The organism is Cupriavidus sp. SZY C1, assembly GCF_032190535.1.
In the GTDB taxonomy this organism is placed as follows: domain Bacteria; phylum Pseudomonadota; class Gammaproteobacteria; order Burkholderiales; family Burkholderiaceae; genus Cupriavidus; species Cupriavidus pauculus_C.
On record NZ_JAUANU010000011.1, the window covers coordinates 85,894 to 106,791 of the forward strand.

Genomic DNA, 20,898 nt, shown 5'->3' on the forward strand with positions numbered 1-20,898 from the left:
TGCAGAATCTTTCACTTCCGCCGCTGCGGAGTAGCTGAAAGTATTTCGCTCGATAGTCCGCCGATGCGCCGGGCCGTCAGGAGATTGCCCGGTCAATACCCCGGGACGGCGCGAATCGAAAAAAGGAGATGGCGGGCCGTACCACGGAGTCCACAATGAGCGCCGCCTTCGACTGGTTCCAGCACCTGCTTCGTCTGCATCCAGAAGTCACTTTCTTCCTGGTGCTGGGGCTGGGATACGCGCTGGGCAAGCTGAAAATCGGCAACTTTACGCTGGGCGCGGTTACCGGGACGCTTCTTGCCGGCGTGCTGGTCGGGCAACTCGGGCTCAAGATCTCTGGCGAAGTGAAGCAGTGCTTCTTCCTGCTTTTCCTGTTTTCCATCGGATTCCGCACGGGCCCGCAGTTCTTTCGCGGATTGCGTAGCGACGGCCTGCAGCAGGCGCTGCTGGCGGGCATCGTCGCCACAACGGGGCTCGTGGTCGCGTTCATCGTCAGCAAGCTGTTTGGCTACCAGGCCGGCACCGCTGCGGGCGTGGTGGCTGGCGCGTTGACGGAGTCCGCCACCATCGGTACGGCCGGTGACGCCATCTCGCGGCTGGCCCTGTCCGAAGCCGATCGACAGGTGTTGACGAACCAGATACCCGTCGCGTTCGCCGTCACCTATCTGGTGGGCGTGGTCGGCGCGGCGTGGATCCTTGCCCAACTTGCGCCCCGGCTGCTTCGCGTGGATCTGCCAGCGGCGTGCCGCGAGCTTGAAAGCCGGATGGAGGGCAACACCGCACATGCCATCCCGAGCCGGCGGGAGATCGAGTTCCGCGCCTACCAGATCGACGCAGGTTCGCCGCTGGCGGGCATGACCGTGGCCCAGCTGGAGGCGGACATCGGTGGCCAGCGCATCTGCGTGGAACGTCTTCGCCGCAGTGGCGCGGTGATGCGCATCGCGCCGGACATCGTCCTGCGCGCGGGCGACGCGCTCAGTGTCTCAGGCCGTCGCACCTTGTTGGTCGAGCGGATGGACGGTGCGCATTCCGGCCTGCACGAGATCGATGATCGTGAGTTGCTGGACGTGGAAGTGGAACTGCTGGACGTCATCATCACATCCAAGGCCGTCGACGGCCGCCGGCTGGGCGATCTGGCCAAGGAAGAAAGCGCGCGCGGGGTGTTCGTGGCGCGTGTGTCGCGCGCCGGCACGCCGGTAATGGTGTCACCGGAAACCGTCCTCAACCGTGGCGATGTCGTCTCGCTGGTGGGCAGCGCGAGAAGCGTGGAAGGCGCGGTCGACAAGATTGGCGTCGCCGATCGGGCCACCAATGCGACCGATATGGTGCTGGTATCGCTGGGCATCGTCGCCGGCGCGCTCGTGGGCGTGCCGGCACTGGTCGTGGGTGGCATCGAGATCGGGCTGTCGCTCAGCGTCGGGGTGCTGCTGGGCGGGCTGGTGTGTGGCTGGCTCCGGTCGGTACAGCCGCGGCTCTTCGGGCGTATTCCCGGGCCGACGCTGTGGGTGTTCGAATCGATTGGCCTGACCGGCTTCGTGGCAATCGTGGGCCTGAACGCTGGTCCCGACTTCGTCAAGGGGCTTCAGTCCAGCGGCCTGTCGCTGCTGCTGGCCGGCGTGCTGACGGTGAGCATCCCGATGCTGACGGGCGTCTTCGTCGGACACAAGCTCATGAAGATGCATCCGGGCATCCTGCTCGGCGTATGCGCGGGTGCTTCCACGGCGACGCCGGCGCTGGCCGCCGTACAGGAAGCCGCAAAGAGCGCGGTGCCCACGCTGGGCTACGGCGTCGCCTATGCCGTCGGAAACGTCCTGCTGGCGCTGTGGGGCACGGTGATCGTGGCGCTGATGACCTGAGCAAGCAACGGATACCCTGACCACGGCAACGAATATTTCCGCAGAACGGCATGCGGAAACGTTGTTTGGATTTGGCGCGGCGCAGCCATAGCATGGCCAGCTCCTTTCACGGTAGCGCCAGACAACAATGCCAACACGTAACGCTTCCCCGTCCGTTCGTCGTGCCCGTTCCACTGCTGCGCCCCGGCGCGCTGCCCCTGTCTTGCGCATCGGCCTGGCCGGCGCGGTGGCCGCCGCGCTCGTCTCGCTGGTGGCCTGCGGGTCCGACGGCAGTACCCCGGTGGCCTCCACCGGCAACACCGCGACGTCGCCGGGCACGGGTACCGTGCAGAAGCGTCCGAACATCCTGTACATCATGGCCGACGACCTCGGCTATTCCGATATCCGCGCGTTCGGGGGCGAGATCGACACGCCGAACCTGGACGCACTGGTGGCGTCCGGCCGCATCCTGACCAATCACCACACCGGCACGGTCTGCGCGATCACGCGGTCGATGCTGATCTCCGGCACCGACCACCACCTCGTCGGCGAAGGCACGATGGGCGCGCCGAACGACGAACGCAAGGGCCTGCCCGGCTACGAGGGCTATCTCAACGACAGCGCGCTGTCCGTGGCACAGTTGCTGCAGGACGCCGGCTACCACACGTACATGGCCGGCAAGTGGCATCTCGGTTCCGGCATCGCCGGGGCGGCCGCCACCAGCGGCAAGACGCCTGACCAGTGGGGTTTCGAGCGCAGCTACGCGCTGCTGGGCGGCGCGGCGTCGAACCACTTCGGACACGAGGCCGCCGGATCGCGCAACTACACCGAGAACGGCAAGTACGTGCAGCCGGGCCAGCCGGGGCAGCCCGGCGGCGCCGGCGGATCGCCCGCGCTGTTCTACTCGACCAACTTCTATACGCAAAAGCTGATCGAGTACATCGACGCCAACAAGGCCGATGGCAAGCCGTTCTTTGCGTATGCCGCGTACACGTCGCCCCACTGGCCGCTGCAGGTGCCGGAGCCCTGGCTGAGCAAGTACAAGGGCCGGTACGACGCGGGCTATGACGCCGTCCGCAACGCGCGTATCGCGCGTCAGAAGTCGCTCGGCATCATCCCCGCCGACTTCAATCCGTATGCGGGCCAGCCCGAGGCACTGGTTGCGCCGGCGGGCACGGCCGCCAACGGCACGGCCGGCGCCAAATACATCAACGCGCTGAACGGCCCGGCGCAGGGCTATACCGACTACGGCCCCGGCCTGGTGGACAAGGCGTGGGCCAGCCTGAGCGCGGACGAACGCAAGGCGCAGGCGCGCTACATGGAGATCTACGCGGGCATGGTCGAAAACCTCGACTACAACATCGGCCTGCTGGTCCAGCACCTGAAGGACATTGGCGAGTACGACAACACGTTCATCATGTTCCAGTCCGACAACGGCGCGGAGGGCTGGCCGATCACCAATGGCGACCCGACCGCCACCGACACCGCCAACGCCGCCGAGCCCGTGTACTCGACGCTGGGCACCGACAACGGCCTGCAGGCCGCGCGGCGCCTGCAGTACGGGCTGCGCTGGGCCGAGGTCAGCGCCACGCCGTTCCGCCAGACCAAGGGGTACATGGGCGAAGGCGGCATCTCCACGCCGGCGATCGTGAAGCTGCCGGGGCAGACGCAGCAGCAGCCCACGCTGCGCGCCTTCACGCACGTGACCGACAACACGGCAACGTTCCTGGCCGTGGCCGGCATCGCGCTGCCATCCACCGCCGCCGCGCCCAGCATCGATCCGGCAACCGGCACGGACCGGAACCGGGGCAAGGTGGTCTACAACGGCCGCAACGTCTGGCCGATCACCGGGCAATCGCTGCTGCCGGTGCTGCGTGGCGAGGCGACGGGCGAGGTGCGCACCACCGCGTTTGGCGAAGAGTCGTACGGCCGGGCGCAGATCCGCAGCGCCGATGGCCGGTGGAAGGCGCTGTGGACCGAGCCCGCGCAGTTCGGCCCGGCCGACGGCCATTGGGAGCTGTTCGACCTGGCCACCGACCGCAGCGAGAACCACGACGTCTCCACCAGCAACGCGACGGTGCTGGACAGCCTGATCGCACAGTGGAAGACGTACATGCAGGGCGTGGGCGGCGTGGAGCCGGCGCGTCCCAAGGGCTACTACTGATCGATGCGTCGCGTCATGGCAGCTTCTGCAAAGCTACGGGGCGCCGCGAAGGTGGCGGTCGTCGCAGTGGCGTTCGGCGTGGCGTTTGCGGCCGTGTCCGGCGTCTATGCATCGCGCGCCGCCCACGGCCCGCGCGATGCGGCGTTGCCGTCCGGCGGGCTGGACGGCAGCAACACCGGCAGGCCGGCGGCGCCGCTGGGCAGCGGGCGGCAATGCGCGCAATACAGCGGCCTGCCAGATGGTTGGGGCGCCGATGCCCGCGCCGGCATGGTGCACCTGAGCGGCGGCGATTTCGTGCTCGGCACCAGTCATGGCTATCCCGACGAACGCCCGGCCGGCAGCGGCCGCACGCGCGTGGCCGGTTTCTGGATCGACCAGACGGAGGTCACCAACGCACAGTTCGCCGCGTTCGTGCAGGCCACGGGCTATGTAACCGATGCCGAGCGGCAGCAGGGCGCCGCCGTGTTCCACTCGCCGACGCAGGCTGAACTGGATGCCCGGCCGCTGGCGTGGTGGTCGTGGGTCAAGGGCGCATCGTGGCGGCATCCGGACGGTCCCGCCAGCGACCTGCGCGGCCGCGCCAACCATCCGGTCACGCTGGTCACGCAACGCGACGCGCTGGCCTATGCGCAATGGCTCGGCCGCGACCTGCCGACAGAAGCCGAATGGGAGTACGCCGGCAAGGCCGGGCACGAGGACGCCACGCTTGACACCGCGCCGCGTGATCCGGCCGGCAAGCCATCCGCCAACTACTGGCAGGGCGCGTTCCCGCTGATGAACACGAACGAGGACGGGCACGTCGGGCGCTCGCCCGTGGGCTGCTACGCGGCCAGCGACTACCGGCTGTTCGACATGATCGGCAACGCGTGGGAATGGACGCGCGACGTCTACCGTGGCGAGCACCAGGGCCATGCCAACGGCGACACCGCCGCCATTGCCCCCGCCAATCGGCCCCATGGTGCGGCCGGCAACACGCCGATGGTCATCAAGGGTGGCTCGTTCCTTTGCTCGTCCGACTATTGCGTACGCTACCGCGCGTCGTCGCGCGAGCAGCAGGAAGCGGACTTGCCCGCTTCGCATATCGGCTTCCGCACGGTGTTGCGCGACAAGGGGTGACGACGCGCGCTCAACTGCCCCGGGCCGCCGGCCGGCGCTCCAGAAGCTGCACCAGCGTCATCAGCGCCTGGTTCACCGGCGTGGCGATGCCGTGCGCCAAGCCGCGCCGCACGATGGCGCCATTCAGGTAGTCAATCTCCGTGGGACGAGCACGGGCCAGGTCCTGCGCCATCGACGAATACTGGCCGGCAGGGATCGTATGGCGGATGCGCTCGAACTGGCGCTCGACGTCGAGGTCGATGCCGACGCGCTCGGCGCACGCCACGGCCAGGCATTCGGCGATCAGTTGCTTCATCGTCTCCTCGGCCGCCTCGACGTTGCGGATCTCGCCATAGGGCAGGTTGGCGATGCCCGAGAGCGCGTTGTACGCGCAGTTGAGCACGAGCTTGTCCCAGAGCGGCACCCGCACGTCGGCGGACACCACGGTGGGCACGCCGGCCGCGCCCAGCATGCGGGCGATGTCGGCGCTTTGCGGCGAATCGCCGATCACAAGGTCGCCGCGTCCGTGGTGTCTGAGATGGCCGGGACCGGCCATCTCGCACGCCACGTAGACGGCGGCCGCGATGACCGGCCGGCCTAGCGCGCCTTCCAGCATCGCCGCGTTGTCGATGCCGTTCTGGAGCGACAGCACTGCCGCATCGGCTTTCAGGAACGGGCGCAACTGCCGCGCGGCGTCGACCGTGTCGGCGGACTTCACGCAAAAGAGCACGAGGTCGGCGTCCTCGGCCGCCTGCACGCGCGTATCCGCGGCGACGGCGATGTACGTGTCCATCGCCGGCGATTCGAACCGCAGGCCATGGCGCGTCACGCTGTCGACATGTACCGGCCGGCCGACCAGCGTCACGGGATGCCCCGCCCTGGCCAGCATGGCGCCATAGAAACATCCCACGGCACCCGCGCCGATAACGGTGATCTTCATGCGGCCTCCTTGGCTGTGATCGCAACTTGCGATCGGAGAACGCGGCGGCGTGCGGTGGTGTTGACGGCGGGCGGGTCGGCAGCGTGCGAATTGGCAACCGTTGGTGCGGGCGCTGAAAATGCGAAATGCCGCGAGTGTTGAAATCGCGGCATTCGCTTCAGCGGTCAGGATTGGCGGCCGTCGGCGCGCGCCCCCCGATCAGTAATCCCACTGCACCGGCACGAAGCGGAAGCCGTTGCCGTTCTTCGTGATATGGCCGATGGACGGGAACGCGATATGTGCCGCCGCCAGCAGGGAACCCGTTTCCGCGGCTTCGTTGAGCAGGCCCATTCGCACGTCGACGGCCAGCTCCGGCTCGTGCTCGAAACCGTTCTGCCATGCGGGATTGTCGAAGCCCACCTCGAAGATCGCATCGCCCACGAACGTCAGCTTCTCGCCGCCCGAGGCCACGTCCACGACGCAATGCCCCGGCGTATGGCCGCCGGTCACGCGCGCCGACACGCCCGGCGCCACCTGCACGGTGCGGTCGAACTGCACGATGTTCTTGCTGTACAGCTCCACAAAGCGGGCAGCGGCCTTGCGCAGCGCGGGTGGCACGGTCTCCGGCATCACGGTCTTGCTGAAGTCCGGGTTCTTCCAGAACTCCACCTCCGCACCGGCCACGTGGATCCGCACGTCTGGGCGCAGCTTGGCCTTGACCCCCTCGACGTTCAGCCCGCCGACGTGGTCCATGTGCATGTGCGTGATCACGATATCGGTGATCGCGCCCAGGTCGATGCCGGCCGATTCCAGCCGCATCACCGAGCGGCCGGCGCGCGTGAAGTACTCGAAGCCGTCGCCCACGCCCGAATCGATCAGGATCAGGCGGTCGCCGCTGCGGACCAGCGCGATGTTGAGCGCCCAGTCGAACATGTCGCGGCGCAGGAAGCGGCCGTCGAACCACTCGTTGCGGTCTTCAGGGCTCACATTGGTGGACATGGTCGAGGTCGGCAGCGGCAGGATGCCGTCGCTGATCAGCACCACGTCGACGTCTCCGATCCGTACCGCGTAGCGGGAAGGCACGAGTTCGCCGGAACCCTCCTTGCCAAGGTTGGCGGTCACCGGCTGCAGATTGCGGGTTGTTTCGCTCATGATCAGTTCCTGTCTTTGGGTGGGTAGGCCGCTGGGCGGCTGGCGCGGGTCCGCTTGGTCGCACGGACATCCTCCTCGACCGTCGCGCGGCTTGCGCAACCATCGGTGCAACGGATTCTAGGCAGGGGGCGCGGCAGGCAGTAGGGCCGTGGCGGCCTTCACTATGTTGTACGGCGCGCAACAATGGCTAGCAGGGGATCGGGCGGGAAACAACCCCTAAACGGAGGGTGACATTTTTGGATTTTTTGCCGATATAGGAGAGCCGCGCATTGGTGCCGGCACAATCGACGCTGTCGGTCGTGATCCAGTAAGGCAAACGGGGCGGCGCAATCCGCCCCGTCTTTTCGTCAGACACCATGCAGAGATTCGCACTATCGGGCCTCATCGCCCTGACGCTCGCGGCGTGTGCCGCGGCAACGACGCCGCAGGGCCAGACAGCCCTCGTCGGCGAAATCCGTATCAAGGGCAACGAGCCGTTCCCGACGGTCATGCTGGAGACGCCCGCACACGACAGTTGGGAACTCGTCGGCGTGCCGCTGGCTGACGCCCGCGCGCTGACCGGCCGGCAAGTGACCGTGTATGGCACCGTAATTCGGGCGCCCGGGCCGGGCGTGTGGCTGCCGTCGATGCGGGTGACGGGAAAGCCGGAGGTTGTTCGTTAGGGCCCAAAGCGTCCGGCGCGGCGCCGCATTCGCGACCCGCACTCTCCACCCCTACTCCCCGCGATCCGTACGCGGCACATACGGGATCTTTTCTTCCTCGTAGAGCCGGTAGATCAGTTCCAGCATTTCCTTGATGTCGCGCGATTCGTCCATCGCGCGCATGCTCATGATGATGGGCGACGTGAGCGTGGGGTCGTCCAGTTCCATGTAGCTCACGTCATCGCGCTTCAGGCCGTAGACGCTGCTCGGCACCACCGAGATGCCTTCGCCGGCCGCCACCAGTCCCAGCGCGATCTGCAGTTCGCGCACTTCGTAGATGCGGCGCGGGGTCAGCGCGCGTTCCTGGAATGCCGACAGGACCTGGTCGGCGTAGCTGGGGCGGGGCGCCTTGGGAAAGACGATCAGCGTCTCGTGGATCAGGTCGCGCAGCGACAGTACCGGCTTTGCCGTGGACAGCGGATGGCCGATGGGCAGCGCAACGATCATCTTTTCCTCGCGCAGGATCACGCGGCGGATGTTGGCGTCCTCGTGGCGGATGCGGCCGAAGCCCACGTCGATGCGGCCGTCCTTGAGCGCGCGGATCTGGTCCATCGTCGACATCTCGTGCAGGCTCAGTTCGACCGACTTGTTCTCGTCGCGGAAGCGCCGGATGATCTTGGGCAGCATGCCGTAGAGCGTGGAGCCGACAAAGCCGACCGACAGGCTGCGCTCGATATTGCCCACGCGCCGCGTCATCGATTCCAGTTCGCTGGTCTGCGCCAGCAGGTGCACCGCGTGGGAATAAAAGAACTTGCCGGTCTCGGTCAGCTTGAGCGGCCGGGCGTTGCGCTCGAACAGTTGCACGCCCAGTTCTTCTTCCAGTTGCTGGATCTGACGGCTCAGTGGCGGCTGCGCAATATGCAGCCGCTGGGCCGCGCGCGTGAAGTTGCGTTCTTCCGCGACGGCCACGAAATAGCGCAGGTGACGCAACTCCATACAATACCTCCAGGATATAGCCCGATACTAAAACGGTGTTGGACTGGCTGGTTTGCCGCCTCTATTCTGCTTTCAACCCCGGTTTCGGGGCGCGATTATACCTTCCAAGTTGATTCAGACCGACCTGGAATGAGGGTTAACCCCACAAAAATGACAGAGCGTTAGGAGCAGACATGAGTGCCAAGGTGTTCGACACGAAAGAAGTTCAGGACCTGCTGAAGGCCGCCGCCAACCTGGGCAATGACGCCGGCAGCGCGCGCACCAAGCAGATTGCTCACCGTCTGCTGAGCGACCTCTTCAAGGCCATCGACGACCTCGACATGACGCCCGACGAAATCTGGGCCGGCGTGCATTACTTCAACAAGCTCGGCCAGGACGGCGAAGCGGCGCTGCTGGCCGCCGGGGTGGGGCTGGAGAAGTATCTCGACATCCGCATGGACGCCGCCGACCGCGAGGCCGACATCCACGGCGGCACGCCGCGCACGATCGAAGGCCCGCTCTACGTCGCCGGCGCGCCGGTGCGCGACGGCGTCTCCCGGATCGATATCAACCCCGACGCCGATGCCGGCCCGCTGGTCATCCGCGGCACGGTCACGGGGCCGGACGGCAAGCCGGTGGCCGGCGCGGTGGTGGAGTGCTGGCACGCCAACTCCAAGGGCTTCTACTCGCACTTCGACCCGACTGGCGCGCAGGACGACTTCAACCTGCGCGGCGCCGTGAAGACCGGTGCCGACGGCCAGTACGAGTTCCGCACGCTGATGCCGGTGGGCTATGGCTGCCCGCCGCAGGGCGCCACGCAGCAACTGCTCGACGCACTGGGCCGCCACGGCAACCGTCCCGCGCACGTGCACTTCTTCGTTACCAGCGACAAGACGCGCAAGCTGACCACGCAGATCAACATCGAAGGCGACCCGCTGATCTGGGACGACTTTGCCTACGCCACGCGCGAGGAACTGGTGCCGCACGTGGTGGAGAAGACCGATGGCACCGCGCTGGGCCTGAAGGCCGACGCGTACAAGGAAATCCGGTTCGATATCGCGCTGACGCCGCTGGTGCAAGGCCAGGACAACCAGCGCGTGAACCGTCCGCGCGCTGCCGCGACCACCGCCGCCGTGGCCGCCTGAGCCCACCCGGCGCCGTACCCGCGGCCTGACTGCCAGGCCGCCCCCCTTCCTCGCAAACCACATGGACCGATGCCATGGGCGCCACGCCCCCCGGCATCGGGGAGACGACTCATGCCCGCAAACCTCGACAAGGCACAACAGCTCGACGACCTGCTGCGCAACGCGGTCCAGGACGACCCGGAGAACGGCGTCTTCCGCTGCCGCCGCGACATCTTCACCAACGCCGACCTGTACGAGCTCGAAATGAAGCACATCTTCGAGCGCAACTGGGTCTACCTGGCGCACGAAAGCCAGGTGCCGAACAACAACGACTACTACACCACGTGGATCGGCCGCCAGCCGATCGTCATCACGCGCGACAAGACCGGCGCCCTGCACGCCGTGATCAACGCCTGCGCGCACAAGGGCGCGATGCTGTGCCGCCGCAAGCATGGCAACAAGGGCAGCTTCACGTGCCCGTTCCACGGCTGGACGTTTTCCAACGCCGGCAAGCTGCTGAAGGTGAAGGACGAGAAGACCACCGAGTATCCGGTGCAGTTCAACCAGCACGGCTCGCATGACCTGCGCAAGGTGGCCCGCTTCGAGAACTACCGTGGCTTCCTGTTCGGCAGCCTCAGCGACGACGTGATGCCGCTGGAAGACTACCTGGGCGAGACGCGCGTCATCATCGACCAGATCGTGGCGCAGGCGCCCGAGGGGCTGGAAGTGCTGCGCGGCAATTCGTCCTACATCTACGACGGCAACTGGAAGATGCAGATGGAAAACGGCTGCGACGGCTACCACGTCAGCACCGTGCACTGGAACTATGCCGCGACGATGGGCCGCCGCAAGGTGGAAGGCACCAAGGCCGTCGACGCCAACGGCTGGAGCAGGTCGACGGCCGGCGTCTACGGCTTCGAGCACGGCCACATCCTGCTCTGGACGCGGACGATGAACCCCGAGGTGCGCCCGGTGTACCAGCATCGCGACGAGATTGCGGCACGCGTCGGCCCCGAGCAGGCGAACTACATCGTCAACCAGACGCGCAATCTCTGCCTGTACCCGAACGTGTTCCTGATGGACCAGTTCAGCACCCAGATCCGCGTGGTGCGTCCGATCAGCGTCGACAAGACCGAAGTCAGCATCTTCTGCTTTGCGCCGAAGGGCGAAAGCGCCGAGAGCCGCGCCATCCGCATCCGCCAGTACGAGGACTTCTTCAACGTGTCCGGCATGGGCACCAGCGACGACCTCGAAGAATTCCGCGCCTGCCAGGCCGGCTACGCGGGCTCGACGTCGATGTGGAACGACATGTCGCGCGGCGCGCCGCTGTGGATCCACGGCCCCGACGCCAACGCGCAGGGCATGGGCCTGAAGCCGGTGATCTCGGGCGAGCGCAGCGAGGACGAAGGCTTGTTCGTGGTCCAGCACGAATACTGGCGGCAGGTCATGCGCGACGCGCTGCGCAAGGAACAGGCGGAGGCATTGGCATGAGCTTCGACCATCCATCCATCTGCCAGGCGCTCTACCGCGAGGCGCGTTTCCTGGATGACCGCCAGTGGGACGAATGGCTGGCCTGCTACGCCGATGACGTCACCTACTGGATGCCGGCTTGGGACGACGACGACCAGCCCACCGAAGACCCGCAGCGCGAGATCTCCCTGATGTACTACGCCGATCGCGGCGGGCTGGAAGACCGCGTGTTCCGCATCCGGACCGAACGCAGCAGTGCCTCGATGCCCGAGCCGCGCACGAGCCACTACATCGCCAACGTCGAGGTACTGGCCGAACGCGACGACGAGGTGGACGTCCGCTACAACTTCCACACGCTCAGCCATCGCTACAAGGTCACCGACCAGTTCTTCGGCACGGTATTCCTCACGTTCCGCAAGGTGGAAGGCCGCCTGCTCATCGCGGCCAAGAAGATCTTGCTCAAGAACGACTACATCCGCCAGGTGCTCGACGTCTACCACGTCTGAGGCCACGCAGCGGATTGCAAACGGACGCAGGAGGCAACATGTCCAGCTACAACATTGCATTGAATTTCGAAGACGGCGTGACACGCTTTGTCGAGTGCCGGGCCGGTGAAAAGGTGCTGGACGCCGCGTTCCGCGCCCGGATCAACCTGCCGATGGATTGCTCCGACGGCGTCTGCGGCACGTGCAAGTGCCGCGCCGAAAGCGGCCGTTACGACCTTGGCGACGACTACATCGAGGACGCGCTCAGCGACGACGAGAAGGCCAGCGGCCTCGTGCTGACCTGCCAGATGGTGCCCGAGAGCGACTGCGTGATCGCGGTGCCGGCGTCGTCGGCGGTGTGCAAGACCGAGCAGAGCCAGTTTGCCGCGACGGTGGCCAGCGTGGTGCCGCACAACGACGCTGCCGTGGTGCTCGAACTCGATGTCGACAGCATCCCGCCGGTCTTCCTGGCGGGCCAGTACGTCAACATCGGCGTGCCGGGCAGCGGCCAGCATCGCTCGTACTCGTTCTCGTCCGCGCCCGGTGCGTCGCGTATCAGCTTCCTGATCAAGAAGATTCCCGGCGGCGTCATGAGCACCTGGCTGGAGACCGCGCGGCCTGGGCACAAGGTCAACCTGACCGGCCCGCTCGGCAGCTTCTACCTGCGCGCCGTGGAGCGCCCGCTGCTGTTCCTGGCCGGCGGCACCGGGCTGGCGCCGTTCCTGTCGATGCTCGAAGTGCTGGTGCGCGCGGCGTCCGACCAGAAGGTGCACCTGATCTACGGCGTGACGCGCGATCTCGATCTGGTGCAGGTCGGCGCGATCGAAGCCTACGCCGCGCGGCTGCCGAACTTCACGTACACCACCGTGGTGGCCGACGACGCGTCGTGCCACCCGTGCAAGGGCTGGGTCACGCAGCACATGCCGCCCGCCTGCCTGCACGACGGCAACGTGGACGTGTACCTGTGCGGGCCGCCGCCGATGGTGGACGCCGTGCGCAAGCATTTCGATGACAACGGCGTGAAGCCCAACAGCTTCCACTACGAGAAATTCACGCCCAACGCCGTGGCGGTGGCGGCATGAGTGCCGGACGCTTCGCGGGCAAGGTGATGGTCGTCACCGGGGCCGCGCAGGGCATCGGGCGCGGCGTGGCGCTGCGCGCTGCGGCCGAAGGCGCGCAAGTCCTGCTGGTGGATCGCGCCCAGTTTGTCGGCGAGGTCGCGGCCGAGGCATCCGGGGCCGCCGGCTTCGTTGCCGACATGGAAACCTATGCGGGCGCCGCCGCCGCAATGGCCTGCGCAGCGGAGACGTTCGGCCGCATCGACATCCTCGTCAACGGCGTCGGCGGTGCCATCCGCATGCGGCCGTTCGCCGAATTCGAACCGGCGCAGATCGACGCGGAGATCCGCCGCTCGCTGATGCCGACGCTGTACGCCTGCCACGCCGTGCTGCCGCGCATGCTGGCGCAGGGGGGCGGCACCATCGTCAACATCTCGTCGAATGCCACGCGCGGCATCCGGCGCGTGCCGTACTCGGCCGCCAAGGGCGGCGTCAATGCGATGACCCAGGCGCTGGCCATGGAGTACGGGCCGCACAACATTCGCGTGGTGGCCGCCGCGCCGGGCGGTACGCAGGCGCCGCCGCGCCGCGTGCCGCGCAATGCTGCCGGCGACAGCGCGCAGGAACGCGCCTGGATGGCCGAGGCGGTGACGCAGGTCACCGGCTCCACGTTCTTCGGACGCTACGGCACGCTGGACGAACAGGTCGCACCGATCCTGTTCCTGGCGTCCGACGAAGCCAGCTACATCACGGGCGCCGTGCTGCCCGTGGCCGGCGGCGACAACGGGTAGGACAACGCGGGGGATACCGCGCACCATTCCATCAACGAGGAGACAAGCCATGCGTCATGTCGACGTCCACCAGCTCGCGGACGACGCGCGCTTCAACCGCTTTCATGCCGGCGTGCTGTTCTGGTGCGCGCTGATCATCATCTTCGACGGCTACGATCTGGCCGTGGTCGGCATCGCGCTGCCATCGATCATGAAGGACATGGGCGTCGACGCCACGCGTGCCGGCTTCATGGTCAGCGCCGCGCTGTTCGGCATGATGTTCGGCGCGGTCATCATGGGCACCGTGGCCGACCGCATCGGCCGGCCACGCGCCATTGCCGTCTGCATTGCGCTGTTCAGCATCTTCACGGCCGCCGCGGGCATGACCCGCGACCCGGTCGCCTTCAGCGTGACGCGCTTTCTGGCCGGCCTGGGCATTGGCGGCGTGATGCCGAACGTGGTGGCGCAGATGACCGAGTTCTCGCCGCGCCGCCTGCGCGGCACGATGGTCACGCTGATGTTCAGCGGCTACTCGGTGGGCGGCATGCTGGCCGCGCTGATGGGCAAGTCGCTGATCGAGACCTACGGCTGGCAGTCGGTCTTCCTGGCGGCGGGCGCGCCGGTGCTGATCATTCCGGCCGTGCTCAGGCGGATGCCGGAGTCGCTGCCGTTCCTGATCCGCCGCAACCGGCTCGATACGCTGCGCGCCGTGCTGGCCCGCATGGCGCCCACGTACCGCCCGCAGGCCACCGACCGCTTCGACCTGCCGCAGGCGGACGCCTCCAGCGCCCCCATCCGCATGTTGTTGCGCGACGGCCGCGGCTTCAGCACCGTGATGCTCTGGGTTGCGTTCTTCATGTGCCTGTTCATGGTCTATGCGTTGAGTTCGTGGCTGACCAAGCTGATGGCGGGCGCGGGCTACAGCCTGGGATCGGCGCTGACGTTCGTGCTGGTGCTGAACTTCGGCGCGATGGCTGGCGCGATTGGCGGCGGCTGGCTGGCCGACCGCTTCAACATCAAGCACGTGCTGGTGGGCATGTACGTGCTGGCGGCGGTTTCGATCACGCTGCTCGGCTATCGGATGCCGACCGGCGCCCTGTTCGTGGTGGTGGCGCTGGCCGGTGCCTCGACCATCGGCACGCAGATCGTGACCTATGCCTACGCGGGGCAGTTCTATCCGGCGGCCGTGCGTGGTACGGGCATCGGCTGGGCGTCGGGCGTTGGCAGAAGCGGCGCGATCCTGGCGCCGATCGTCATCGGCGTCCTGGTGGGCATGTCGCTGTCCCACCAGCAGAACTTCGCGGCGATGGCCGTGCCGGCCGTCATCGCCGTGGTCGCCGTGCTGCTGATCGACCACAAGCGCTCGGCGTCGGTCATCGGCAGCGCGTCGCCCCAGGCCGGCGCGGCGCAGCCGGTGGCCATGCAGGTCAGTCCCGGCGGATCCTGATCCCGGGGCGTCAGCAACGTATCGAGGGTTAACGCGGATACGGGCGCCAGGTGCTTCGCTCAGGAGCCCTTCAGCGTGCCGCCCAGCACTTCGCGCCGGGCCCGCAGCACGTAGATGGCCTGCCGAAGGCTGGCCAGCATCGGGTTGGCACGGTTGTCGTCGCCGCCCGGCTGGGCCCGGGCAGCCTGTTCCAGGCGCTGGAGTTCGGCCTCGCGCTCGGCGATATAGCGGTCCAGGATCACCACGTCCCGGAGCGTCTTTCCTTTTTGCATCGGTTTGCTTGCCAGTAATGGATCAGTCAACGGGTCGTTTCAATATATCCACTGGCCCGCGCGCCGTGGCCGCCCGTGCGCCGCGCGGGACACCCGGCAGGATGTCCATATAGCAAGCATTTGGGAACATCCGCAATGTCATGTCTGGACATATATTTCATGCGTCTCTTGCAACGATTCGCGCCGCGCAAGAGAACTAGTTCGACTTCCCGCCGCTCCTTCAGGAGCGGTTTTTTTTCGCCAATCGGCGGGGAATGGCTGGCCCGGGGCGAATCCTTGCGTAGAGTATGATTGCGTCCTTCCCTCCAGCATTGGCGCATCCCACGGTCATGGCCCGAACCCCGGTGAAGTCCACTCCCAGCCAACTTCATTTCCCGGTTGTCGGGATCGGCGCGTCGGCCGGCGGAATCGAGGCGTTGAAGGCATTTTTCGAGGCCCTGCCCACGCGCACCGGCGCCGCCTACGTCATCGTCCTGCACCTGTCCCCCGACCACTCCAGCGTGCTGCCGGAAGTGCTGGCCAACGTCACGTCCATGCCGGTCCGGCAGGTCACGGACGCCGTCCCGATCGAAGCCAATTACGTCTACCTGATCCCGCCGTCGAAGGTGCTGGTCATGGAGGACAGCTACCTGCGCGTGCAGCCGCCGGCGTCCAACGCGGAACGCCGGATGGCGATCGACCTGTTCCTGCGCTCGCTGGCCGAGGCGCACCGCGACCGCGCCGTGGGCATCGTGCTGTCGGGCGCGGGGTCCGACGGTGCCGTCGGGCTGACGCGCGTGAAGGAACTGGGTGGCATCGTCCTGGCCCAGCAGCCCGAGGATGCGGCGTTCTCCAGCATGCCGCGCGCGGCCATCGCCACGGGCCAGGTGGACCTGACGCTGCCGGTGGCCGACATGCCGCAGCGGCTGATGGAGATGTGGTCCAGCGGCCGCCGGATCCGCGCCGTGACCGACGCACCCGCCGAGAGCGACGACGGGCTTGCCGGCGACCACGAGCGCGTGCTGCGCGAGATCATGGTCATCCTGCGCACCCGCACGGCGCACGATTTCCGGCAGTACAAGCGCGCGACGGTGCTGCGGCGCGTGGAGCGCCGCATGCAGGTCAACGGCCTGTCGGACCTGCAGGACTATCGCGATTTCCTGCACGACCATCCCGACGAGACGCCGCTGCTGCTGCAGGACATGCTGATCAGCGTGACCAACTTCTTCCGCGACAAGGAAGCGTTCGACGCCCTGGAAAAGGAGGTGATGCCGCTGGTGGTGGAGAACCGCTTCGCCAACGAGCCGCTCCGCATCTGGTCGGCCGGCTGCGCCACGGGCGAAGAGGCGTACTCGATTGCGATGCTGCTGCAGGAGGCGTCGTCGCGCACCGCCGACGGCGTGCCCTACCAGGTGTTCGCCACCGACATCGACGAACGCGCCATCTCGTTCGCGCGGCTGGGCCTGTATCCCGAGTCGATCCTGGCCGACGTGGAACCGACCCGCGCGCGGCAGTTCCTGACCAAGGACGCCGCCCACTACCGCGTCAAGAAGGAATTGCGCGAGCACGTGCTGTTCGCGCTGCACAACCTGCTGCGCGATCCGCCGTTCTCGCGGCTGGACATGATCTGCTGCCGCAACCTGCTGATCTACCTGGACCGCGAGGCGCAGCTTGACGTGCTGCGCACGTTCCACTTCGCGCTGCGTCCGGGCGGCTATCTGTTCCTGGGCAGCTCCGAGGCGGCCGACAGCGTCAGCACGCTGTTCACCGTGGTGGACAAGAAGGCGCGCATCTACCGCGCCAACGTGGCGGTCCGCGCCGATGCACCGGTGCCGATGTCGGCGTCGATGCAGAGCCTGCGCATGCCGGTCACCGTGATGCAGCCGCAGGGCCGCCGCAAGTTCTCTTTCGGCGACCTGCACCAGCGGCTGGTGGAGCAGCATGCGCCGCCGAGCGTGCTGGTCAGCCGCGAATCGGACATCGTGCACCTGTCGGACCGCGCCGGGCGCTTTCTCGAATACGCGGGCGGCGAGCCGTCCCACAACGTCATTGCGGCGGTACGGCCCGAGTTGCGGCTGGAACTGCGCACGGCCATCTTCCAGGCGCTGCAGACCAATCACAGCGTGGAGGCGCGGCGCGTGCAACTGACGCGCGACGGCCGCAATTTCTTCGTCAACATGGTGGCGCGGCCCGTGCATGACGCCGAGGCCAATGCCGATTTCGTGCTGATCCTGTTCCACGAGGTCGAGGACAGCATGGGCGAGGCGTCCGACACGCCGCAGAAGCGCCAGCCAGACCCGATCGTCAGCCAGCTCGAACGCGAGCTGCAGCGCACCAAGGAGCAGTTGCAGGCCACGATCGAGCAGTCCGAGACGTCGACCGAGGAACTGAAGGCGTCCAACGAGGAACTGCAGGCGATCAACGAGGAACTGCGCTCGGCCACCGAAGAGCTGGAAACCAGCAAGGAAGAGCTGCAGTCGATCAACGAGGAACTGGTCACGGTCAACGCCGAGCTGAAGTCGAAGGTCGAGGAAACCGGCAAGATCAACGACGACCTGCAGAATCTGATTACCGCCAACGACATCGGCACGATCTTCGTCGACCGCAATATCCGCATCAAGCGCTACACGCCGCGCGCGGTGGACGTGTTCAGCATCATCCCGTCCGATATCGGGCGCTCGCTGCTGGACATCACGCACCGGCTGGACTACCCGAACCTGGCCGACGACGCGGCCGAGGCGTTCGACTCGCTGCGGCTGATCGAGCGCGAGGTGCCGAGCAACGACGGCCGCTGGTACCTGGCGCGCTTCCTGCCGTACCGCACGACCGAGGATCGCATTGATGGCGCCGTGCTGTCGTTCATCGACATCACGTCGCGCATGGCAGCCGAAGCCCGGCTGCGCGAGGGCGAGCGCCGCATGCGCATCGTGGCGGAGAGCACGCGCGACTACGCGATCATCACGTTCGATGACGACGGCCGGGTCACGAGCTGGAACCTGGGCGCCGAGCGCATCTTCGGGCATGCCGAGGCCGAGATGCTGGGCCAGCCGGCCGACGTGCTGTTCACACCCGAAGACCGCGAGCACGGCGTGCCGGCCGAGGAAATGTCCCGCGCGCGCAAGTTCGGGCGCGTGGAGGAAGACCGCTGGCACCTGCGCAAGGACGGCACGCGCTTTCGTTCCAGCGGCGTGCTGTCGCGGCTGGACCAGTCCGGCATCAGCGGGTTTGCCAAGATCGCGCGCGACCTGGACGAGGTGCTGCCCCCCAGCGCGCCGCGCCGCGACCCCGGCTTCTGGAATGCGTCAGCGCACGACCAGCGCGACGAGTTCCTGGCCGTGGCGTCACACGAACTGAAGCACCCGCTGAACCTGATCAGCGCCAGTACCGAACTGATAGCGCGGGCGCCCGAGACGCGCGGCAACCCGCTGATCGCGCGCGCGGCCGAGACCATCCGGCGCACCGTGCAGGGCCAGGCGCAGATCATCGACGACCTGCTCGACATGTCGCGCGTGCGCACCGGCAAGCTGTCGGTCTCGCGCGCCACCATCGACCTCGTGGCGGTCGTCCGCCACGTCTGCGGCGCCGTGCGCGAGGAAGCCGCGCAGCACGACACCGCGCTGGAAGAACACCTGCCGGCCGAGCCGCTCTGGATTGAGGCCGACGTCACGCGCATCGAGCAGGTGGTGTGGAACCTGCTGCGCAATGCGCTGAACTTCACGCCGGCGGGCGGCCGCATCACCGTGTCGCTGACGCAGGCCGATGGCAAGGCGCAGCTGACGGTGCGCGACACGGGGCAGGGGATCGAGCCCGAGGCGCTGCCCCATATCTTCGACATGTACCGGCAGGCCCACACGCCCAAGGGCCGCGCGCGTGGGCTGGGCATCGGGCTGAACCTCGTCAAGGAAATCGTCACGCTGCATGGCGGGGCCGTGCGGGCCGAATCCGCGGGGCGCGGACACGGCGCAACGTTCTCGGTGACGCTGCCGCTGGGCCGGTCGCGCCGCGATGCCGCGGCCGATGGCGACGGCGCCGCCGCATCGTCGATGTTGCGCGGCCTGCATGTGATGCTGGTGGACGACGACGAGGAAACCGTGGATACGTTCCGGCTGCTGCTGGAAACGGAAGGCGCGGTCGTCGACGTGGCGACCAGCGGCGAATCGGCGCTGGCGCGCATGGATGCCCGGCGGCCGGACCTGCTGCTGTCCGATATCGGCATGCCCGACATGGACGGCTACCAGCTGGTGCACCGCCTGCGCGAACACGTGGCGCTGAAGGACGTGCCGGCGATCGCGCTCAGCGGCTACGGCCGCCACAGCGACGTGGAAGCGGCGCTGCGTGCCGGCTTCAACGCCCACCTGCCCAAGCCTGTCCTGCTCGACAACCTGCTCTCCACGCTCATGCGCCTTCGGCATCGCTGAGCACGGCATGCCCGTCGGCATGCCCTAAGCCGGCGCCGGGGCACTGGTTGCAGTCGATCCAGCGTTTGCCCCAGGCCAGCCCTTCGGCCATGGCGCGCTCCCGCGTACGGAAGATGCCGATCTCGCATGACTGCACCAGCGCCGCACCGCCTTGCGTCACGCGCGCGGTGGCCCGCCATTGTTCCTCGCCCACAAAGACGGCCGTGCCCTCGACGGTATGTCCGTAATACTGCTGTGTCGCCATGGCACCCTCCTGTTTCCAGCGCAGGCACATCGCTTGCCTTCTGAAAAAATTGTATGGATGACTGCGGGCTTGGGTATCCATCGGCCCCTGTCCGGAATGTCGAGGTTGGGGACGTTTGCTATGCTTGCGCATCCCCCCGCCCCACGCCCCCATGCCCTCGACCCACTTCTATACGAACCAGGCCGATTCCCTGCGGGATTTCGAGGCCGAGTGCCTGAGCCTGGACGCAGCCGGCTACGTGGTCGACCTGGGGCAGGCATGGTGGGAGCGCGTGCCGGCCGCCGTGGCCGCGCTGGACCGGCCCCGCATGCAACTGCTGCTGCGGCGGCTGCGCGCCGGCGATACGGTCGTGACGCTCCGGCTGTGCAGCATCGGCAGCTCGGTGCGCGACGTGCGCGCGACGGTCGAACGGTTTCGCACGCTGGGCGTCAGGCTCTACTGCGTCGAAACCGGCGGCAGTTCGCTGACCGAGGCCGGCTCGCCGATCTTCCGCACGCTGGTGGCCGTGGAAGGACTGGAACGCACCACACGCAGCGCCCGCATGAAGGCCAGCGCGGAACTGGCCGTGGAACGCGGCAGCCGGCTGGGCCGGCGCCCCGCGCTGGCCGCGACCGTGCACGACGAGATCCGCGCGGCGCTGCGGCAGGGCACGTCGGTCAGCGAGCTGGCGCGCATGTTCAAGGTGTCGCGCCAGACCATCATGCGCATTCGCGACGGCCGCGCCGAGTGACGCGGCGGTCATCCCTTATTGCACGTTCGGTGTGAGCCGATGCAATTCCTGCCGCGTCGCAGCGGCGGGAACCACTGGGCGGGCGTCGGGCATGGACCTTGCGCCCCGCGATACCGTTGC

The 20,898-nt window shown here is 67.3% G+C and carries 18 protein-coding genes; 12 read left to right on the forward strand and 6 right to left on the reverse strand.

Annotated elements, in window-relative coordinates:
* The first annotated feature begins 155 nt into the window (after nucleotides 1-155).
* The 3 genes from aspT to QTN24_RS17570 all read left to right on the forward strand — a co-directional run bounded on the left by aspT (nucleotide 156) and on the right by QTN24_RS17570 (nucleotide 5,115).
* Nucleotides 156-1,856 carry an aspartate-alanine antiporter gene (gene aspT / locus QTN24_RS17560; protein WP_313838637.1) on the forward strand — a complete coding sequence of 567 codons (1,701 nt, stop codon included), beginning with the start codon at nucleotides 156-158 and terminating at the stop codon, nucleotides 1,854-1,856.
* A gap of 127 nt (nucleotides 1,857-1,983) precedes the next feature.
* On the forward strand, nucleotides 1,984-3,999 hold the full coding sequence (locus QTN24_RS17565; RefSeq protein ID WP_313838638.1) for an arylsulfatase: 2,016 nt from the start codon (nucleotides 1,984-1,986) through the stop codon (nucleotides 3,997-3,999).
* Between the two features lie 15 nt (nucleotides 4,000-4,014).
* Entirely contained in the window at nucleotides 4,015-5,115 is a 1,101-nt protein-coding gene (locus tag QTN24_RS17570; RefSeq protein WP_313838639.1) for a formylglycine-generating enzyme family protein, read from the forward strand.
* Between the two features lie 10 nt (nucleotides 5,116-5,125).
* On the opposite strand, the gene QTN24_RS17575 is transcribed toward QTN24_RS17570, so the two are convergent.
* The 3 genes from QTN24_RS17575 to QTN24_RS17585 form a co-directional block, all read right to left on the reverse strand.
* Nucleotides 5,126-6,034 (reverse strand): ketopantoate reductase family protein, encoded by a 909-nt coding sequence (locus QTN24_RS17575; protein WP_313838640.1) that lies wholly within the window; start codon nucleotides 6,032-6,034, stop codon nucleotides 5,126-5,128.
* Between the two features lie 198 nt (nucleotides 6,035-6,232).
* Nucleotides 6,233-7,165 carry an MBL fold metallo-hydrolase gene (locus tag QTN24_RS17580; protein WP_313838641.1) on the reverse strand — a complete coding sequence of 311 codons (933 nt, stop codon included), beginning with the start codon at nucleotides 7,163-7,165 and terminating at the stop codon, nucleotides 6,233-6,235.
* A gap of 187 nt (nucleotides 7,166-7,352) precedes the next feature.
* Nucleotides 7,353-7,523 (reverse strand): hypothetical protein, encoded by a 171-nt coding sequence (locus QTN24_RS17585; RefSeq protein ID WP_313838642.1) that lies wholly within the window; start codon nucleotides 7,521-7,523, stop codon nucleotides 7,353-7,355.
* Here QTN24_RS17585 and QTN24_RS17590 point away from each other — a divergent pair.
* On the forward strand, nucleotides 7,522-7,827 hold the full coding sequence (locus tag QTN24_RS17590) for a hypothetical protein (protein WP_313838643.1): 306 nt from the start codon (nucleotides 7,522-7,524) through the stop codon (nucleotides 7,825-7,827). The two genes, QTN24_RS17585 and QTN24_RS17590, sit on opposite strands and share 2 nt — an antisense overlap.
* 51 nt (nucleotides 7,828-7,878) lie before the next feature.
* On the opposite strand, the gene QTN24_RS17595 is transcribed toward QTN24_RS17590, so the two are convergent.
* On the reverse strand, nucleotides 7,879-8,802 hold the full coding sequence (locus tag QTN24_RS17595) for a LysR family transcriptional regulator (RefSeq protein ID WP_313838644.1): 924 nt from the start codon (nucleotides 8,800-8,802) through the stop codon (nucleotides 7,879-7,881).
* A 173-nt stretch (nucleotides 8,803-8,975) separates the two neighbouring features.
* Between QTN24_RS17595 and catA the strand changes: the two genes are divergently transcribed.
* From catA to QTN24_RS17625, 6 genes are all read left to right on the forward strand, one after another.
* Nucleotides 8,976-9,926: a catechol 1,2-dioxygenase gene (catA, locus tag QTN24_RS17600; RefSeq protein WP_313838645.1), complete on the forward strand. Its 951-nt coding sequence runs from the start codon at nucleotides 8,976-8,978 to the stop codon at nucleotides 9,924-9,926.
* Between the two features lie 111 nt (nucleotides 9,927-10,037).
* Entirely contained in the window at nucleotides 10,038-11,396 is a 1,359-nt protein-coding gene (locus tag QTN24_RS17605; protein WP_124686011.1) for a Rieske 2Fe-2S domain-containing protein, read from the forward strand.
* Entirely contained in the window at nucleotides 11,393-11,881 is a 489-nt protein-coding gene (benB, locus tag QTN24_RS17610; RefSeq protein WP_313838646.1) for a benzoate 1,2-dioxygenase small subunit, read from the forward strand. The genes QTN24_RS17605 and benB overlap by 4 nt, the downstream gene beginning before the upstream one ends.
* A gap of 38 nt (nucleotides 11,882-11,919) precedes the next feature.
* The gene (gene benC, locus QTN24_RS17615; protein WP_313838647.1) at nucleotides 11,920-12,942 is read left to right on the forward strand and encodes a benzoate 1,2-dioxygenase electron transfer component BenC; all 1,023 of its coding nucleotides are present in this window, start codon (nucleotides 11,920-11,922) and stop codon (nucleotides 12,940-12,942) included.
* Entirely contained in the window at nucleotides 12,939-13,709 is a 771-nt protein-coding gene (gene benD / locus QTN24_RS17620) for a benzoate diol dehydrogenase BenD (protein ID WP_313838648.1), read from the forward strand. The genes benC and benD overlap by 4 nt, the downstream gene beginning before the upstream one ends.
* 49 nt (nucleotides 13,710-13,758) lie before the next feature.
* On the forward strand, nucleotides 13,759-15,135 hold the full coding sequence (locus QTN24_RS17625) for an MFS transporter (protein WP_313838649.1): 1,377 nt from the start codon (nucleotides 13,759-13,761) through the stop codon (nucleotides 15,133-15,135).
* A 59-nt stretch (nucleotides 15,136-15,194) separates the two neighbouring features.
* Here QTN24_RS17625 and QTN24_RS17630 read toward each other — a convergent pair whose 3' ends face one another.
* Nucleotides 15,195-15,407, reverse strand: coding sequence for a hypothetical protein (locus QTN24_RS17630; protein WP_124686016.1), 213 nt, complete (start codon nucleotides 15,405-15,407; stop codon nucleotides 15,195-15,197).
* Nucleotides 15,408-15,736: 329 nt separating this feature from the next.
* Between QTN24_RS17630 and QTN24_RS17635 the strand changes: the two genes are divergently transcribed.
* A complete protein-coding gene (locus QTN24_RS17635; protein WP_313838652.1) occupies nucleotides 15,737-19,804 on the forward strand; it encodes a CheR family methyltransferase in 4,068 nt (1,355 codons plus the stop codon).
* On the opposite strand, the gene QTN24_RS17640 is transcribed toward QTN24_RS17635, so the two are convergent.
* On the reverse strand, nucleotides 19,782-20,048 hold the full coding sequence (locus tag QTN24_RS17640; protein ID WP_313838654.1) for a hypothetical protein: 267 nt from the start codon (nucleotides 20,046-20,048) through the stop codon (nucleotides 19,782-19,784). The genes QTN24_RS17635 and QTN24_RS17640 overlap by 23 nt on opposite strands.
* Nucleotides 20,049-20,199: 151 nt before the next feature.
* Here QTN24_RS17640 and QTN24_RS17645 point away from each other — a divergent pair, with 151 nt between their 5' ends.
* Nucleotides 20,200-20,778 (forward strand): recombinase family protein, encoded by a 579-nt coding sequence (locus QTN24_RS17645; protein WP_313838655.1) that lies wholly within the window; start codon nucleotides 20,200-20,202, stop codon nucleotides 20,776-20,778.
* Nucleotides 20,779-20,898 lie beyond the last annotated feature (120 nt).

What these genes read in the sequence shown, in the direction of transcription:
- QTN24_RS17570 (WP_313838639.1), top strand. Translation starts at nt 4,015, where the DNA reads ATGGCAGCTTCTGCAAAGCTACGGGGCGCCGCGAAGGTGGCGGTCGTC.
- QTN24_RS17590 (WP_313838643.1), top strand. Translation starts at nt 7,522, where the DNA reads ATGCAGAGATTCGCACTATCGGGCCTCATCGCCCTGACGCTCGCGGCG.
- QTN24_RS17580 (WP_313838641.1), bottom strand. Translation starts at nt 7,165, where the DNA reads ATGAGCGAAACAACCCGCAATCTGCAGCCGGTGACCGCCAACCTTGGC.
- benD (WP_313838648.1), top strand. Translation starts at nt 12,939, where the DNA reads ATGAGTGCCGGACGCTTCGCGGGCAAGGTGATGGTCGTCACCGGGGCC.
- QTN24_RS17625 (WP_313838649.1), top strand. Translation starts at nt 13,759, where the DNA reads ATGCGTCATGTCGACGTCCACCAGCTCGCGGACGACGCGCGCTTCAAC.
- QTN24_RS17605 (WP_124686011.1), top strand. Translation starts at nt 10,038, where the DNA reads ATGCCCGCAAACCTCGACAAGGCACAACAGCTCGACGACCTGCTGCGC.
- aspT (WP_313838637.1), top strand. Translation starts at nt 156, where the DNA reads ATGAGCGCCGCCTTCGACTGGTTCCAGCACCTGCTTCGTCTGCATCCA.
- QTN24_RS17635 (WP_313838652.1), top strand. Translation starts at nt 15,737, where the DNA reads ATGGCCCGAACCCCGGTGAAGTCCACTCCCAGCCAACTTCATTTCCCG.
- QTN24_RS17630 (WP_124686016.1), bottom strand. Translation starts at nt 15,407, where the DNA reads ATGCAAAAAGGAAAGACGCTCCGGGACGTGGTGATCCTGGACCGCTAT.
- QTN24_RS17595 (WP_313838644.1), bottom strand. Translation starts at nt 8,802, where the DNA reads ATGGAGTTGCGTCACCTGCGCTATTTCGTGGCCGTCGCGGAAGAACGC.
- benC (WP_313838647.1), top strand. Translation starts at nt 11,920, where the DNA reads ATGTCCAGCTACAACATTGCATTGAATTTCGAAGACGGCGTGACACGC.
- QTN24_RS17640 (WP_313838654.1), bottom strand. Translation starts at nt 20,048, where the DNA reads ATGGCGACACAGCAGTATTACGGACATACCGTCGAGGGCACGGCCGTC.
- benB (WP_313838646.1), top strand. Translation starts at nt 11,393, where the DNA reads ATGAGCTTCGACCATCCATCCATCTGCCAGGCGCTCTACCGCGAGGCG.
- catA (WP_313838645.1), top strand. Translation starts at nt 8,976, where the DNA reads ATGAGTGCCAAGGTGTTCGACACGAAAGAAGTTCAGGACCTGCTGAAG.
- QTN24_RS17585 (WP_313838642.1), bottom strand. Translation starts at nt 7,523, where the DNA reads ATGGTGTCTGACGAAAAGACGGGGCGGATTGCGCCGCCCCGTTTGCCT.
- QTN24_RS17575 (WP_313838640.1), bottom strand. Translation starts at nt 6,034, where the DNA reads ATGAAGATCACCGTTATCGGCGCGGGTGCCGTGGGATGTTTCTATGGC.
- QTN24_RS17645 (WP_313838655.1), top strand. Translation starts at nt 20,200, where the DNA reads ATGCCCTCGACCCACTTCTATACGAACCAGGCCGATTCCCTGCGGGAT.
- QTN24_RS17565 (WP_313838638.1), top strand. Translation starts at nt 1,984, where the DNA reads ATGCCAACACGTAACGCTTCCCCGTCCGTTCGTCGTGCCCGTTCCACT.